Origin of the sequence: Azospirillum sp. 11R-A (assembly GCF_049472615.1) — a bacterium.
GTDB lineage: Bacteria > Pseudomonadota > Alphaproteobacteria > Azospirillales > Azospirillaceae > Azospirillum > Azospirillum palustre.
Map to the genome: position 1 here is coordinate 107,412 of NZ_JBCEBL010000015.1, position 14,670 is coordinate 122,081.

13 protein-coding genes are annotated in these 14,670 nt (G+C 67.7%); all 13 read left to right on the forward strand.

Going from position 1 to position 14,670, the window contains the following annotated elements; genetic code table 11:
* Nucleotide 1: 1 nt before the first annotated feature.
* The 13 genes from VH569_RS20210 to urtE all read left to right on the forward strand — a co-directional run bounded on the left by VH569_RS20210 (nt 2) and on the right by urtE (nt 14,571).
* Nucleotides 2-1,357, forward strand: a complete 1,356-nt coding sequence (locus VH569_RS20210; protein ID WP_423317352.1) for a sigma-54-dependent transcriptional regulator — start codon at nt 2-4, stop codon at nt 1,355-1,357.
* A gap of 164 nt (nt 1,358-1,521) precedes the next feature.
* Nucleotides 1,522-2,877, forward strand: coding sequence for an extracellular solute-binding protein (locus tag VH569_RS20215; RefSeq protein WP_423317354.1), 1,356 nt, complete (start codon nt 1,522-1,524; stop codon nt 2,875-2,877).
* A 73-nt stretch (nt 2,878-2,950) separates the two neighbouring features.
* On the forward strand, nt 2,951-4,663 hold the full coding sequence (locus VH569_RS20220) for an ABC transporter permease (RefSeq protein WP_109446916.1): 1,713 nt from the start codon (nt 2,951-2,953) through the stop codon (nt 4,661-4,663).
* A gap of 14 nt (nt 4,664-4,677) precedes the next feature.
* A complete protein-coding gene (locus VH569_RS20225) occupies nt 4,678-5,793 on the forward strand; it encodes an ABC transporter ATP-binding protein (protein WP_423317356.1) in 1,116 nt (371 codons plus the stop codon).
* Between the two features lie 12 nt (nt 5,794-5,805).
* Nucleotides 5,806-6,498, forward strand: a complete 693-nt coding sequence (gene gph / locus VH569_RS20230; RefSeq protein WP_423317358.1) for a phosphoglycolate phosphatase — start codon at nt 5,806-5,808, stop codon at nt 6,496-6,498.
* A complete protein-coding gene (locus VH569_RS20235; RefSeq protein WP_423317360.1) occupies nt 6,492-7,019 on the forward strand; it encodes a histidine phosphatase family protein in 528 nt (175 codons plus the stop codon). Before gph ends, VH569_RS20235 begins: the two co-directional genes overlap by 7 nt.
* Nucleotides 7,020-7,318: 299 nt before the next feature.
* Nucleotides 7,319-8,488, forward strand: coding sequence for a transporter substrate-binding domain-containing protein (locus tag VH569_RS20240; RefSeq protein WP_423317362.1), 1,170 nt, complete (start codon nt 7,319-7,321; stop codon nt 8,486-8,488).
* Between the two features lie 22 nt (nt 8,489-8,510).
* Complete coding sequence (locus VH569_RS20245; RefSeq protein WP_376960478.1) at nt 8,511-9,116, forward strand: ANTAR domain-containing response regulator; 606 nt, start codon at nt 8,511-8,513, stop codon at nt 9,114-9,116.
* Between the two features lie 541 nt (nt 9,117-9,657).
* Nucleotides 9,658-10,905 (forward strand): transporter substrate-binding protein, encoded by a 1,248-nt coding sequence (locus tag VH569_RS20250; RefSeq protein WP_423317364.1) that lies wholly within the window; start codon nt 9,658-9,660, stop codon nt 10,903-10,905.
* Nucleotides 10,906-10,960: 55 nt separating this feature from the next.
* Nucleotides 10,961-11,830: an urea ABC transporter permease subunit UrtB gene (urtB, locus tag VH569_RS20255; RefSeq protein WP_109446928.1), complete on the forward strand. Its 870-nt coding sequence runs from the start codon at nt 10,961-10,963 to the stop codon at nt 11,828-11,830.
* Between the two features lie 149 nt (nt 11,831-11,979).
* A complete protein-coding gene (gene urtC / locus VH569_RS20260) occupies nt 11,980-13,119 on the forward strand; it encodes an urea ABC transporter permease subunit UrtC (protein ID WP_423317367.1) in 1,140 nt (379 codons plus the stop codon).
* A 14-nt stretch (nt 13,120-13,133) separates the two neighbouring features.
* Nucleotides 13,134-13,883 carry an urea ABC transporter ATP-binding protein UrtD gene (urtD, locus tag VH569_RS20265; RefSeq protein WP_423317369.1) on the forward strand — a complete coding sequence of 250 codons (750 nt, stop codon included), beginning with the start codon at nt 13,134-13,136 and terminating at the stop codon, nt 13,881-13,883.
* Complete coding sequence (gene urtE, locus VH569_RS20270) at nt 13,876-14,571, forward strand: urea ABC transporter ATP-binding subunit UrtE (protein WP_423317371.1); 696 nt, start codon at nt 13,876-13,878, stop codon at nt 14,569-14,571. Before urtD ends, urtE begins: the two co-directional genes overlap by 8 nt.
* Nucleotides 14,572-14,670 lie beyond the last annotated feature (99 nt).

Sequence of the window (14,670 nt, forward strand, 5' to 3'; positions counted from 1 at the left end):
CATGACCGTCCTGCTGATCGACGACGATCCGGAAGTGCTCGATTCCAGCCGCCAGACGCTGGAGCTGGAGGGCTTCGCCGTCGAGGCGGTGACGGAGCCGGAGGCCGGGCTGGCCCGGCTCGGCGCCTCCTGGCCCGGCGTGGTGGTGACCGACGTGCGCATGCCGGGGATGGACGGCTTCGCCCTGCTGGAGCGGGTGCGCGCCGCGGATGCCGAGGTGCCGGTGGTGCTGGTCACCGGCCATGGCGACATCGCCATGGCGATGCGCGCGGTCCGCGAGGGCGCCTACGACTTCATCGAGAAGCCGGCCGAGCCCGACCATCTGGTCGAGGTGGTGCGGCGCGCGCTCGCCCATCGCGGGCTGGTGCTGGAGAACCGCCGCCTGCGGGCGCAGCTGGCGGAAGGCGGGCCGAAGGGGCGGATCATCGGCCGTTCGCCGGTCATCGAACATCTGCGGGCCGCCGTGGCGAACCTCGCCGACGCCGAGGTCGACGTGCTGCTGTTCGGCGAGACTGGGACGGGGAAGGAGCTGGTCGCCCGCAGCCTGCACGAGGGCGGCCGGCGGCGCGCCGGCAATTTCGTGGCGCTGAACTGCGGCGCCATGCCCGACACCATCATCGAGAGCGAATTGTTCGGCCACGAGCCGGGCGCCTTCACCGGGGCGCAGGCGCGGCGCATCGGCAAGCTGGAATATGCGGCGGGCGGCACCCTGTTCCTCGACGAGATCGAGAGCATGCCGATGCATCTCCAGGTCAAGCTGCTGCGCGTGTTGCAGGAGCGGGCCATCGAGCGGATCGGCGGCAACCGGACGATCCCGCTGGATCTGCGGGTGGTGGCGGCGACCAAGGTGGATTTGCTGCGGCTGGCGGCGGAGGGGAAGTTCCGCGAGGATCTCTATTACCGCCTGAACGTCGTCACCGTGCCGCTGCCGCCCCTGCGCGAACGGCGCGGCGACGTGGCGCTGCTGTTCCGCCATTTCCTCGACGCGGCCCTGGCGCGGTCGCGCCGGACGCCGCCGCCGCTCGACCCCGCCCTGCTGGCGCGCCTCGCCGCCCATGGCTGGCCCGGCAATGTCCGCGAGCTGCGCAACGTCGCCGAGCGGGTGGCGCTCGGGCTGGGTGACGGGCTGGCACCGGTCGGCGTCACCGCCGGCACTGCCGGCATGGCCGGATCGGCGGAGATCGAGCCGTTGGCCGACCGGCTCGACCGCGTCGAGAAGCAGCTGATCGAGGACGCGCTGGCTCGCTGCGGCGGCCGGGTCGGCGAGACGGCGGAGCAGCTGGGCATCACCCGCAAGACCCTCTACCTGAAGATGCGCCACCACGGCCTGAGCCGGGACGATTTCGCGGAGGAGTGAAAAACGGGGGGCGGGGATGTTCCCCGCATTACCCAGGCAAGCCGGGCGATGTTCCCGTCCTGACCCATCGATGCCGTGCAAAGCCAGAGCGTGCAAGGGCTGACCGTCTGGCACGCCGATTGCTGAATAGGCGAGCATAAGACATCAAGGGAGGGACAACACCCATGCTTCGCACCTCGCTCAACCTGCGCAACGCCGCCGCCGCCCTGGCCGTCCTGCTGCTGTCCGGCACCGCCGCCTTCGCGCAGGATGCCAGCGGCAAGCTCGTCATCGTCACCTCCTTCCCGAAGGACATGACGACCGCCTTCCAGCAGGCCTACCAGAAGGCCAATCCCAAGGTCACGGTCGAGATCCTGAACCGCAACACCAACGCGGGCGTGAAGTATCTCCAGGAAACCGCGTCCAACAACGGCGTCGACCTGTTCTGGGCGTCGGCCCCCGACGCCTTCGAGGTGCTGAAGGGAGCCGGGCTGCTCCAGCCCTACAAGCCCAAGGTGGAGGGCATTCCCGAGAAGGTCGGCGCCTATCCGGTCAACGATCCCGAGGGGATGTATGCCGGCTTCGCCGCGTCCGGCTACGGCATCATGTGGAACAGCCGCTACATGAAGGCCAACGACCTGCCGATCCCCAAGGAATGGGCCGACCTGACCAAGCCGGCCTATTACGACCATGTCGCGATCTCCGCCCCGTCGCGCTCCGGCACGACGCACCTGACCATCGAGACGATCCTCCAGGGCGAGGGCTGGGAAAAGGGCTGGCGCACCAACAAGGAGATGGCCGGCAACTACCGCACCATCACCGAGCGCAGCTTCGGCGTGCCGGACGGGGTGAATTCCGGCGCCTTCGGCGTCGGCATCGTCATCGACTTCTTCGCGCTGTCGTCGCAGGCCTCGGGCTTCCCGGTCGAGTTCGTCTATCCGACCGTCACCACCATCGTCCCGGCCAATGTCGGCGTCGTGAAGAACGCCCCCAACAAGGCAGCCGCCGAGGGCTTCGTCGATTTCCTGCTGTCGCCCAAGGGGCAGGAGGTCCTGCTGGAGCCGGCGATCCGCCGCCTGCCGGTCAACCCGGTCACCTACGAGAAGGCTCCCGCCGGCTATCCCAACCCGTTCAAGGACAAGTCGCTGGGCGCGCAGGTGAACTTCGACGTCAACGTCTCGCAGGCCCGCTACAATGTGGTGGACGCGCTGTTCGACCAGCTCATCACCTTCCAGCTCGACGACCTCAAGGCGGCGACGCAGGCCATCCACAAGGCCGAGGCGGCGCTCGCCAAGAAGCCGAACGACAGGGCCAAGGCCCTGCTGGCCGAGGCGCGCGACCTCGTCGCCGCCATGCCGGTGACGGCGGAGCAGGCCGCCGACCCGCAGCTGGCCGGCGCCTTCACGGTGGAGCGCAAGTCGGCCAAGGACGCAGTGCCGGAGCGCCAGGCGCAGGTCGAGCAGAAGTGGGCCGCCTTCGCCAAGGAGAACTACGCCAGCGCCCGCAAGAAGGCCGACGAGGCGGCTGCCCTGGCGCGCTGACGCGCTGGCGCGCCGTGCATGGGGGACGCGCCGGTCGCGTCCCCTCCTTCCTCCCCAGTTCACGGGCCTTTCCATGACGTCACTTGCGCTCACGCGCGACCGCATCGCGCGCGTGCGGCCGGGGCCGGCGCTGGCCGCGCTGCTGATCGCCGCATTCCTGCTGCTGTTCCTGGTCGTTCCGGTGGTCCAGGTCATCTTTGTCGCCTTTCAGGACAAGACGACCGGCGCCTTCACCCTGGTGAACTTCGCCGACTTCTTCCAGAATGACCTGTTCATGCGGTCGTTCGGCAACTCCTTCTACGTCTCGGCGATGTCGGTGGTGGTGGCGAGCCTGCTGGCGCTGCCGCTGGCCTACCTGACCACGCGCTTCGAGTTCCGCGGCTCGGTGCTGATCCAGAGCCTGGGCATCATCCCGCTGATCATGCCGCCCTTCATCGGCGCGGTGGCGATGCAGCTGCTGTTCGGGCGCAACGGCTCGGTTAATTTGCTGCTGCGCGACCATTTCGGCTTTTCGATCCCCTTCATGGAGGGGCTGAACGGCGTCATCTTCGTCCAGAGCATCCATTATTTCCCCTTCATCCTGATCAATCTGTCGGCCAGCCTGAAGAACATCGACCGGGCGATGGAGGAATCGGCGCAGAATCTCGGCTGCCACGGCTTCCGCCTGTTCCGCCGCATCGTCTTCCCGCTGGCGATGCCGGGCTACGTCGCCGGCGCCTCGCTGGTCTTCATCAAGGTGTTCGACGATCTCGGCACGCCGCTGCTGCTGAACGTCAACGACATGCTGGCGCCGCAGGCCTACCTGCGCATCTCCTCCATCGGCATCGCCGACCCGATGGGCTACGTCATCTCCGTCGTGCTGATCGCCTGCTCGCTGCTGGCGCTCTGGGTGTCGGCGCTGGCGATGCGCGGCAAGGACTACGCCACGGTGCAGCGCGGCGGCGGCGGTCTGGCGAAGCGGCGCCTGAAGCCGCTGGAGATGGTGGCGGCCTACGGCATCGTGCTGCTGATCCTGGTGCTGGTGCTGGCGCCGCATGTCGGGCTGGGGCTCCTGTCCTTCGCCACCATCTGGTCCTTCAGCCCGCTGCCCGATGCCTTCACGCTGAAGCACTACCACACCGTCTTCTCCGAGAGCGGGCAGTACATCACCAACACGCTGCTCTACGCCTCGCTGGCGGCACTGCTCGACGTGGTGATCGGCACCGCCATCGCCTATCTGGTCCTGCGCACCAAGCTGCCGGGCCGGCAATGGCTGGACTACATCGCGATGGCGGCGCTGGCGGTGCCGGGCGTCGTGCTGGGCATCGGCTATCTGCGCAGCTTCTACGGCGTGCCGATGCCCTTCACCGGCCAGCCGCTGTCGAACTTCTGGCTGATCCTGGTCTTCGCGCTGGCGATCCGCCGCCTGCCCTACGCGCTGCGCGCCTGCACCGCCGCCTTGCAGCAGGTCAGCTCCTCGCTGGAGGAGGCGGCCGAGAATCTCGGCGCCACCAAGCTGCGCACCGTCGGGCGCATCGTCGTGCCGCTGATGTCCGGCGGCATCCTGGCCGGCTTCGTCACCAGCTTCGCCACCGCGGCGGTCGAGCTGTCGGCAACCATCATGCTGGTGCATTCGCAGAGCGACGCGCCGCTGGCCTACGGCCTCTACGTCTACATGCAGTCGGCGGCCGGGCGCGGTCCGGGGGCGGCGCTGGGCATCTTCGCCGTCATCATCGTCGGGCTTGGCACCTACCTGTCGCACGTCGTCATCGAGCGCGGCCGCCGCGACCGCGGCCAGGACCACTGAGGGAAACCATCGTCATGAACCACCAGTTTTCCCCGGCAGCGCTCGCCGCGCAGATCGAGAGCGTCGGCGTCGACATCGAGGGCGTCAACCTGTCCTACGGCAGCAACCATGTGCTGAAGGATGTGAACCTCGCGATCAAGCCCGGCGAGTTCTTCGCCTTCCTCGGCCCCTCGGGCTGCGGCAAGACCACGCTGCTGCGGCTGATCGCCGGCTTCAACACCGCCCAGCGCGGCGAGGTCCGCATCGGCGGGCGCGACATCTCCACCCTGCCGCCGCACCGGCGCGACGTCGGCATGGTGTTCCAGAGCTACGCCCTGTGGCCGCACATGACCGTGCGCCGCAACGTCGCCTTCGGGCTGGAGGAGCGCCGCGTCCCCCGCGCCGAGATCGAGCGGCGGGTGGATGCCGCGCTGGAACTGGTCGGGCTGAAGCATCTGGCCGACCGCCGCCCCTCGCAGCTGTCGGGCGGCCAGCAGCAGCGCGTCGCACTGGCGCGCACCGTGGTGATCGAGCCGAAGATCCTGCTGCTCGACGAGCCGCTGTCGAACCTCGACGCCAAGCTGCGCGTGCAGATGCGCCAGGAGCTGCTGAGCCTCCAGCGCAAGCTCGGCCTGACCACCATTTTCGTCACCCACGACCAGGAGGAGGCCAACACCATCTGCGACCGCATCGCGGTGATGGAGGATGGGCGGGTGCAGCAGGTCGGCACCCCGCAGGATCTCTACGACCATCCGGCCAACCTGTTCGTCGCCGGCTTCCTCGGCACCGCCAACGTGCTGGACGGCACGGTGCGGGACGACGGGGCCGGGAGCCGCGCCTTCGTCGGCACCGGCTTCACCCCGGTGGCACTGCCGGCGGTGGATGCCGGAACCGGGGGCAAGCTGATGTTCCGGCCGCAGAACCTCGCCATCCGTGCCGACGGCCAGCCGCCGGTGCCCGGACATGCCCGGCTGACCGGCACCGTCCGCCACCGCGAGTTCCTTGGCGCGTCGATCCGCTATGCGGTGGATGTCGGCGGGCAGCTGGTTCAGGTGGACGCGCCGCATCAGGCGGGCGATGCTCTGCTCCCCCCGGATGCCCCGATCATCCTCGACCTCGCGGCCGACAAGGCCCGCTTCCTTCGCCAGTAAGGTGCCGCAATCGTGACCGATACCGCCGACAGCCTCAACCGTCCCGCCATCCGCGCCGTCGCCTTCGACCTCGACGGCACGCTGGTGGACAGCGTGGCCGACCTGATGCATGCCTCCAACGCCCTGCTCGCCGAGCTGGGACGCCCGCCGGTCGATCTGGCGGCGGTGCGCTCATTCGTCGGCGACGGAGCGCCCAAGCTGGTGGAGCGCGTGCTGGCCGCCACCGGCGGGGTTCCGGCTGCGGACGAGGCCGCCCGCTGTCTCGAACGCTTCCTGGCGATCTACGGGGCCGACCCCAGCGCCCACAGCACGCTCTACCCCGGCGTCGCCGAAACGCTGGGCCGGCTGGCGGAGGCCGGGCTGCGGCTCGGCGTCTGCACCAACAAGCCGATGGCGGCCACCCTGCGGCTGCTCGACGATCTGGGCATCGCCGGCCGCTTCGCCGCGGTGGTCGGCGGCGACAGCTACCCGTCCCGCAAGCCGTCGCCGGAACCGGTGCTGGGGCTGCTGGAGCGGCTGGGTGTCGCACCGGCGCAAACCGTCTTCGTCGGCGACAACGAGCATGACGTGGCCGCCGCCCGCGCCGCCGGGGTGGCGCAGGTGCTGGTGGTTCCCTACGGCTATGCCCGCGTCCCGCTCGACGGCCTGCCGCATGACGGCATCCTCGACGGCTTCGCCGATCTGGCGGAGCGGCTGTCATGCTGAGGTCGGTGATCTTCTGCCGGCATGGCGAGACCGAGAGCAATCTCGGCGGCTGGCTCGCCGGCTCGAAGGACGTGGCGCTGACCGGGCGGGGCCGGGCGCAGGCGCGGGAGGCCGCCGCTGGCCTGCTCGCAGGGGGACAGTCAGTGACTGCGGTCCACAGCAGCCCGCAGCGCCGGGCGCTGGAGACGGCGGGCATCCTGGCGGAGGCGCTGGGCGTTCCGGTGATCCCGGTGGCCGGGCTGGAGGAACGGCGCTGGGGCGATCTCGAAGGCGGGGCCATCCCGGCCGACCTGCTGCGGGAGGAGGTGCCGAACGGCGAAAGCCTGACCGGCTTCCGCGCCCGCGTCACCGCGGCGCTCGACGGGCTGCCGGTGCCCGGCGATGGCGGGCCGCTGCTGATCGTCGCCCATGCCGGCACCTGGCCGGTGCTCTGCCGCTGGATGGGTGTCGAGTCCGACCTGCTGTGGCCGCCCAATGCGTCGCCCGTCACCCTGACGCGGGAGGGGGTGGCGGCCCTGTGAGCGGCCCCGTGAGCGGAGGCCGCGCAAAACAGGAGTCGCCAAACAATCCGGCCTTGTCATAGTATGGACGGACATATCTGTCCGACGTCACGCCAGGGGGCCGCAGCTGGGTTTCAGCAGGGGTCCCGACGTGATGGAGCGGGCCGGAGCAATGGCGCTCCAATCAGGGCCGACCGCCCTGATTGGAGCTTTTTTTGTTCTATTTTCAACCGGATCGCCACCGGTTGGCCGTTGGCTGGTTTGGGCGGCGGGTTTTTGCGCGGATTACGGCTGCGAGCGTGACGAAGAGGTGGATGCAGATGGATTGTACCCCCAAGAGCGGTGAACCGTGGAGAGTCGGCGTGCTGTTCTCGCAGACCGGGGTCACGGCGGGAATCGAACGCACCCAGCTCCAGGGCACGCTGATGGCGATCGAGGAGATCAATGCCGGTGGCGGGGTCAACGGCCGGGAGATCCTGCCGGTCGTCGAGGATCCACGGTCCGATCCGGCGCTGTTCGCGGCGCTCGCCGAGCGGCTGATGACCGAGGAGCGGGTCAGCGTCCTGTTCGGCTGCTACATGTCGAGCACGCGCAAGGCGATCCTGCCGGTGGTGGAGCGGCGCAACGGGCTGCTGCTCTATTCGACCCTCTATGAGGGCTTCGAATGCTCGCGCAACGTTATCTACACCGGCGCCGCCCCCAACCAGAACGGCCGGCAGCTGGCCGACTATCTGACGCGGGAATATGGCAGCCGCGTCTACATGGTGGGGTCGGACTACATCTATCCCTATGAATCCAGCCGGATCATGCGGGAGCTGGTGCTCCAGCGGTCGGGCAAGATCCTCGCCGAGAAATACCTGCCGCTGAATGCGACGCAGAAGGCGTTCGCCCCGGTCATCCGCGACATCCGGCGCAAGCAGCCGGACTTCATCTTCTCCACCGTGGTCGGCGCCGCCACCGCCCATCTCTACCACGCCTATGCCGAGGCCGGGTTCGATCCGGCGCGGATGCCGATTGCCAGCCTGACCACCAGCGAGGCGGAAATCAGCGACATCGGCGTCGCCGCCTCGCGCGGGCATGTCACCGCCGCCCCCTATTTCGATTCCATCGACAGCGAGGCGAACCGCCGGTTCGTCGCCCGCTACCGCGAGCGGTTCGGGGAGCAGGAGCGGACCAACGCGTCGTGCGAGGCCGCCTATTTCCAGGTCCATCTGTTCGCCCAGGCCCTGCGCATCGCCAACTGCATGGACACCGACCGGCTGCGCGACGCCATCTTCGGGCAGGAGTTCGATGCGCCCCAGGGGCGGGTGCGGATCGATCCCGACAACAACCACACCTACCTGTGGCCGCGCGTCGGCCGGGTCGATGCGGATGGCCGGTTCGAGATCGTCGCGGACTCGCCGGTGGCGGTGAAGCCCGATCCGTATCTGGTCGATCACAATGCTGCCGACGAGGCGGACATCCGCTGGCGGCGGCAGGCCGCGGTCTGACTGCAAACGGGGCGAACGCCGCATGTCGATCAACCTGCTCCGCGACATCCGCTCCTTTCGCGTGGTGGTCATCCACCCGCAGGACGCCGAGGCGGAGGAGCTGCTGCGCCAGCTCCACCGCATCGGCTGCCAGGCCCGGTCCGAATGGCCGCCGCCCAAGGACCGCCCCAGCGGCGTCGATCTGATCTTTCTCGACATGACCCAACTGCTGTCGGGACAGGGACGGCTGTCCTGGTCCACCGCCGACGACGGGCCGCCCATCGTCGCCGTGCTCGACTATGAGAGCCCGACCGTGCTGAAGGCCCTGGTCGATTACGGGGTGCGCGGCTTCGTCAGCAAGCCGATCCGCGCCTTCGGCCTGCTGACCACCATGTTCATGGCCCACCGCGCCGCGGAGGGCGAGCGCGGCATGCGCAAGCGCCTGCATAAGGTCGAGCAGCGGCTGGACGGCATCAAGAAGGTGAGCAAGGCCAAGGCGATCCTGATCGAGCAGCGGCGGATCACCGAGGAGGAGGCCTACCGCTTCATCCGCGAACGCGCCATGGCCCGGCGGACGACCATCGAGGCGGTCGCCGCCGCCATCATCGACGCCAGCGAAATGCTGATGGCGGAAAATCCGACTCGCTGAGCATTTTTGTTATTGACGGTAAGGCGGCGCACTGTGCATCTTACTGAGCAACCGAAGCAAATCGCCCGCGTCCGCCAATGATGTCGGATCGACGGGCAGGCGATGAAGCCCCTGAAGGTGTGACAGCCTTGCCGGGGCTTTTTTTGTGTTCGAACCTGACGTACCGACGCGCACTCCGGCACCACAGATGCGAGGGACGCCGATGGATGGGTTTGTGCAGGGATAGATCCGACCGTTCGATGCTTATGGTCCGACGCGGCTAGTCCATTGCCGCGCAGCGGATCATTTTATCCGGCGCCCGATCCATTCAGGGCCGGCCGAATCGATATTGTATAATCGACGCCACCATTCGTTGAATATTTTAAAATCAGCTCACACGACTTGAGACCGCACCAGGCACACCCCCGCCGATGACGCCGGGAGTTCGTGCCGAGGCAATGAAGCCCCAGCAGGCCGCCGGCCTGGGTGGGGCTTTTTTTGTGCGCTCTCCTGTCCGTGCCGAAGAACTGCAAAGAACAGGCAAACGAGGAGGAAACACGTCATGACCTTCACACGGCGTAATTTTCTGAAATCGACGGCTGTCGCCGGGGTGGCCGGATCGGTCGGCTTCCCGCACATCTGGATCAAGGACAGCGGCGCCGCCTGGGCCGCCAGCGGCGAGATCAAGGTCGGCGTCCTCTTCTCGCTGACCGGCACCACCGCGGTCGTCGAGAAGTCGATGCACAACGCCACCCTGATGGCCATCGACGAGATCAACGCCGCCGGCGGCATCAACGGGATGAAGCTGACCGCCGTTGTCGAGGATCCGGCCTCCGACCCCGCCACCTTCGCCGACAAGGCCAACAAGCTGGTGCTGAACGACAAATGCGTCAGCGTCTTCGGCTCCTACACCTCCGCCTCGCGCAAGGCGGTGCTGCCGGTCTTCGAGAAGCGCAAGAACCTCTACTGGTATCCGACGCTCTATGAAGGCCGCGAGTGCTCGAAGAACGTCATGTACACCGGGGCGGTGCCCAACCAGCAGCAGAAGGACTTCATCCCCTGGCTGGTAAAGACGTTCGGCAAGAAATTCTATCTGATCGGCTCCAACTACATCTATCCCAAGGAAGAGAACAACGTCTGCAAGATCCTGCTGAAGGAGCTGGGCGGCGAGGTGGTCGGCGAGGAGTATGTGCCGCTCGGCCATTCGGAGTTCGGCTCGGTGCTGAACAAGTTCCGCGAGACCAAGCCGGACGTGATCTTCTCCACCGTGGTCGGCGACAGCGTGATCGCGCTGCACAAGCAGTACAAGGCGGCCGGGTTCAGCCCGGACAGGATGCCGATGGCCAGCCTGACCACGTCGGAGGTCGAGATCGCGGCGATGGGCGGCGAGTATGCCGCCGGCCATTTCACCTCCGCCCCGTACTTCATGGGCCACCAGTCCAAGGAGAACGAGGTCTTCGTCGAGAATTACCGGAAGCGCTTCGGCAAGGAGTCGGTGACGCACTTCGTGTCGGAGGCGGCCTATTTCCAGATGCACCTGTTCCGCAAGGCGGTGGAGGCCATCGGCAAGGGCGACATCAGCCCCATCGCCGTCCGCGACGCCACCGCGGGGCTGGAGATCATGGCGCCGCAGGGCAAGGTGAAGGTCGATGGCGACAATCTGCACTGCTACCTGTGGCCGAAGATCGGCCAGGCCCAGGCCGACGGCCAGTTCAAGGTCATCCAGCAATCGTCGGATTGGGTGAAGCCGGAACCCTACTGGGCCTATCCGGGCCAGAGCTGCACCAAGGACGGCCTGAAGGGTGCGTGAGCAATGAACGGGCAGGGGAGGGCGTCGCCCGACGCTCTCCCCGTCGGAGGGGCTTATGGATATTTTCTTCGGTCAACTCTTCACCGGGCTCAGCATCGCGTCGATCCTGCTGCTGGTGGCGCTCGGGCTTGCGATCATCTACGGCGCGATGGGCGTCATCAACCTCGCCCATGGCGAGTTCGTCATGCTGGGCGCCTACGGCACCTGGTTCCTCCAGTCGCAGTTCGGCCTGCCGCTGATCCCCTGCCTGCTGCTGGTGTTCTTCATGGTGGCGGCGGCCGGCTGGGTGGTCGAGAGCACGGTGGTCCGCTTCCTCTACCACCGGCCGCTCGACACCATCCTGGCTACCTGGGGCATCGGCATCATGCTGCAACAGGCGGTGCGCCTGTCCGCCGGGGCCGAACTGCGCTATGTCCAGACGCCGGAATTCCTGTCCGGCAGCATCGACATCGCCGGGGTCGGCATCCCCAGCTACCGCCTGTTCATCCTGGCGTTGACCGCCGCCCTGCTGGCGCTGACCTGGTTCGTCATCCAGCGGACCGAGTTCGGCATGAAGCTGCGCGCCGTCACCCAGAACCGCGAGATGGCCAGCTGCTACGGCATCAACAGCGCCAGGATCTACAGCCTGACCTTCGCCTTCGGTTCCGGCCTCGCCGGGCTGGCCGGCGCGCTGGTGGCGCCGATCAAGAGCGTGGCGCCGGACATGGGCACCAACTTCGTGGTCGACGCCTTCATGGTGGTGGTGGTCGGCGGCGTCGGCAGCCTGATCGGCACGGTGGTCAGTTCCGGCCTGCTCGGCAGCGGCACCGCCGGCATCGCCTTCCTGCTGAACGACACGCTGGCCAAGGCGCTGGTCTTCCTGGCGGTGGTGGTCCTGGTCCGCTTCCGTCCGCAGGGACTGTTCGTCGATCAGCGGCGCCGGTGAGGGGGGCCAAGCCGATGACCAGCCTCCAGTTTCCCGACGACCAGCCGGCCAGCCTCGGCCAAGCGAATCTCAGCCAAGCGAACCTCGGCCAACCCGATCCTCAAAGCCGGGCCGGTTCCCCGGTCGGTCCCGTCGCCCGGAGCCCGCTCATGTCAAAATCGACCCTGTCGCGCAGCAAGCCCTACGCCCAGCTCGCCGCCTATCTGCTGTTCTGCGCCGTCATCCTGGCGGTTCCCAGCTTCGTCACCGATGCCTTCCTTTTGAACAAATTCGCCCGCTATCTGGCGCTCGGCCTCGCCGCCGCCGCGCTGGCGCTCAGCTGGGGCTATGCCGGCATCCTCAATCTGGGGCAGGGGGTCAGCTTCGGCATCGGCGCCTATGCCATCGCCATGCATCTGAAGCTGAAGACCAGCCCGGTCCACACCGGGTCGGCCGGGCTGCCGGACTTCATGGTGTGGAACAACCTCGACCACCTGCCCTGGTTCTGGCAGCCCTTCCATTCCAGCCTGTTCGCGGTGGCGGCCGGCATCCTGGCCCCGGTGGTGGTGGCGCTGCTGCTGGGATCCTTCATGTTCCGGGCGCGGATCGCCGGTGTCTATGTCGCCATCATCACGCTCGCCATGCTGGCGGTGGTCAACTTGCTGTTCATCGACCAGCAGGCCTACACCGGCGGCTTCAACGGCATCACCGATCTGGCGTGGCTGGAGGCCGGCAGCGTCACCTTCGACCCCTACAGCCCAGCCTTCTACTATCTGTCCGCCGGGGCGCTGTCGCTGTGCCTGCTGCTCGGCCTCGCCTTCACCCGCAGCAAGGCCGGGCTGATCCTCCAGGCCATCCGCAACGACGCCGACCGGGTGCGCTTCTTCGGCTACGACGTCGCCGCCTACCAGTCGCTCGCCTTCGCGGTGTCGGCCGGCATGGCCGGGCTGGCCGGCATGCTCTACGCCATGGTGCTGGAGTTCGCCTCGCCCACCTTCATGGGGGTGCCGCTCAGCCTGTCGATGGTGATCTGGGCGGCGGTCGGCGGACGCGGCTCGCTCCTGGGGGCCGCCATCGGCGCCATCCTGGTCAACTTCATGCAGGGCAGCCTGTCCGAGAGCTTCCTCGACACCTGGCAGCTGATCCTCGGCGGCATGTTCATCCTGGTCGTGGTCTTCCTGCCCAACGGCCTGTCGAGCCTGATCGGCATCCTGGCCGACCGCCTGAGCCGACCGGCCGGTCCCAAGGCGGACGCCGCCCTTACCGATGCCCTTTCCGAGGCGCCGCATGCCGGCCGCACGCCGAGCTGAAGGAGACGATCCCCATGGCCTATCTCGAACTCCACGGGCTGGAAGTCAGCTTCGACGGCTTCAAGGCGGTCAACGGCCTGGATCTGGCGGTCGAGCGCGGCGAGCTGCGCTGTCTCTTGGGCGCCAACGGGGCCGGCAAGTCCACCACCCTGGACCTGATCTGCGGGCGCACCCAGCCGACCGGCGGGCGCATCCTGCTCGACGGACAGGACATTACCAGTGCGCCGGAATACCGGCGCGCCCGCCACGGGGTGGGCCGCAAGTTCCAGGTGCCCAGCGTGTTCAAGGAACTGACGGTGCGCGAAAACCTGGAGGTGGCGCAGTCCCGCCATCCCAGCCCGGCCCGGACGATCCGCCTGTTCCCCGGCCTCCGCCTCGACCGGCGCATCGCCGAGGTGCTGGAGATCGTCGAGCTGGCCGACGAACTGGACACCAGGGCCGCCTTCCTGTCGCATGGCCAGACGCAATGGCTGGAGATCGCCATGCTGCTGGTCCAGGACAGCGCCCTGATCCTGATGGACGAGCCGACCGCCGGCATGACCATCCAGGAGACCGGCAAGACCTCGCGCATTTTCCAGCGGCTGCGCGGCCGGCACACGCTGATCGTGGTCGAGCACGACATGGGCTTCGTCCGCGAGATCGCCGAGACCATCACCGTGCTGCACCAGGGCAAGCGCCTGTCCGAAGGATCGATCCGGCAGGTGGAGGAGGATCCCAAGGTGCGCGAGGCCTATCTTGGAAGCGGGGGCATTTCCCATGCTTGACATGACCGACGTCTATTCCTTCTACGGCAGCAGCCCGGTGTTGCAGAATGTCAGCTTCGCCGTGCCCAGGGGCAGCCTGCTCAGCGTGCTGGGCCGCAACGGGGTGGGGAAGACCACGCTGATGCGGACCGTCATGGGGCTGACCGACCGGGTCACCGGCCGGATCGGGCTGGGCGGCAGCGACATCCGCAGCGAGCCGACCCACCGCCGCGCCGGCCTCGGCATCGGCTATGTCCCGCAGGGGCGCGGCATCATCGGCAAATTCACCATCCGCGAGAACATCCTGATGGGCAGCTTCGCCCGTCCGGACGGCAAGCGCGAGATCCCGCCCCTGGTGTTCGAGATGTTCCCCTACCTGCGCGACAATCTGAACCGCAAGGGCGGCGACCTGTCCGGCGGGCAACAGCAGCAGCTGGCGATCGCGCGGGCGCTGGCGGCAAATCCGCAGGTCCTGCTGCTGGACGAGCCGACCGAGGGCATCCAGCCCAACATCGTCGAGCAGATCCAGAACGTGATCATGACCCTGAACCGCCAGTACGGCATCACCGTCGTGCTGGTCGAACAGAATGTGAGGTTCGCCCGGCAGGCCTCCGACCTTTTCCTGATGCTCGACAAGGGGCGCGTCGCCGCCCACGGGCCGACGGAGAGCCTGACCGACGATCTGGTGCACCGGCACATGGCGGTCTAGGCCGCAGCTCCGGTCCCGTCTCTCTCAAACCCCCACACACGGGTTCGCCGTCCAGCCTCGCGCCGGGACGGGACGCCCCCTCCTTATCGATCCACAGAC

What these genes read in the sequence shown, in the direction of transcription:
- VH569_RS20245 (WP_376960478.1), top strand. Translation starts at nt 8,511, where the DNA reads ATGTCGATCAACCTGCTCCGCGACATCCGCTCCTTTCGCGTGGTGGTC.
- VH569_RS20225 (WP_423317356.1), top strand. Translation starts at nt 4,678, where the DNA reads ATGAACCACCAGTTTTCCCCGGCAGCGCTCGCCGCGCAGATCGAGAGC.
- VH569_RS20215 (WP_423317354.1), top strand. Translation starts at nt 1,522, where the DNA reads ATGCTTCGCACCTCGCTCAACCTGCGCAACGCCGCCGCCGCCCTGGCC.
- VH569_RS20220 (WP_109446916.1), top strand. Translation starts at nt 2,951, where the DNA reads ATGACGTCACTTGCGCTCACGCGCGACCGCATCGCGCGCGTGCGGCCG.
- VH569_RS20240 (WP_423317362.1), top strand. Translation starts at nt 7,319, where the DNA reads ATGGATTGTACCCCCAAGAGCGGTGAACCGTGGAGAGTCGGCGTGCTG.
- urtC (WP_423317367.1), top strand. Translation starts at nt 11,980, where the DNA reads ATGTCAAAATCGACCCTGTCGCGCAGCAAGCCCTACGCCCAGCTCGCC.
- VH569_RS20210 (WP_423317352.1), top strand. Translation starts at nt 2, where the DNA reads ATGACCGTCCTGCTGATCGACGACGATCCGGAAGTGCTCGATTCCAGC.
- urtB (WP_109446928.1), top strand. Translation starts at nt 10,961, where the DNA reads ATGGATATTTTCTTCGGTCAACTCTTCACCGGGCTCAGCATCGCGTCG.
- urtE (WP_423317371.1), top strand. Translation starts at nt 13,876, where the DNA reads ATGCTTGACATGACCGACGTCTATTCCTTCTACGGCAGCAGCCCGGTG.
- VH569_RS20235 (WP_423317360.1), top strand. Translation starts at nt 6,492, where the DNA reads ATGCTGAGGTCGGTGATCTTCTGCCGGCATGGCGAGACCGAGAGCAAT.
- VH569_RS20250 (WP_423317364.1), top strand. Translation starts at nt 9,658, where the DNA reads ATGACCTTCACACGGCGTAATTTTCTGAAATCGACGGCTGTCGCCGGG.
- urtD (WP_423317369.1), top strand. Translation starts at nt 13,134, where the DNA reads ATGGCCTATCTCGAACTCCACGGGCTGGAAGTCAGCTTCGACGGCTTC.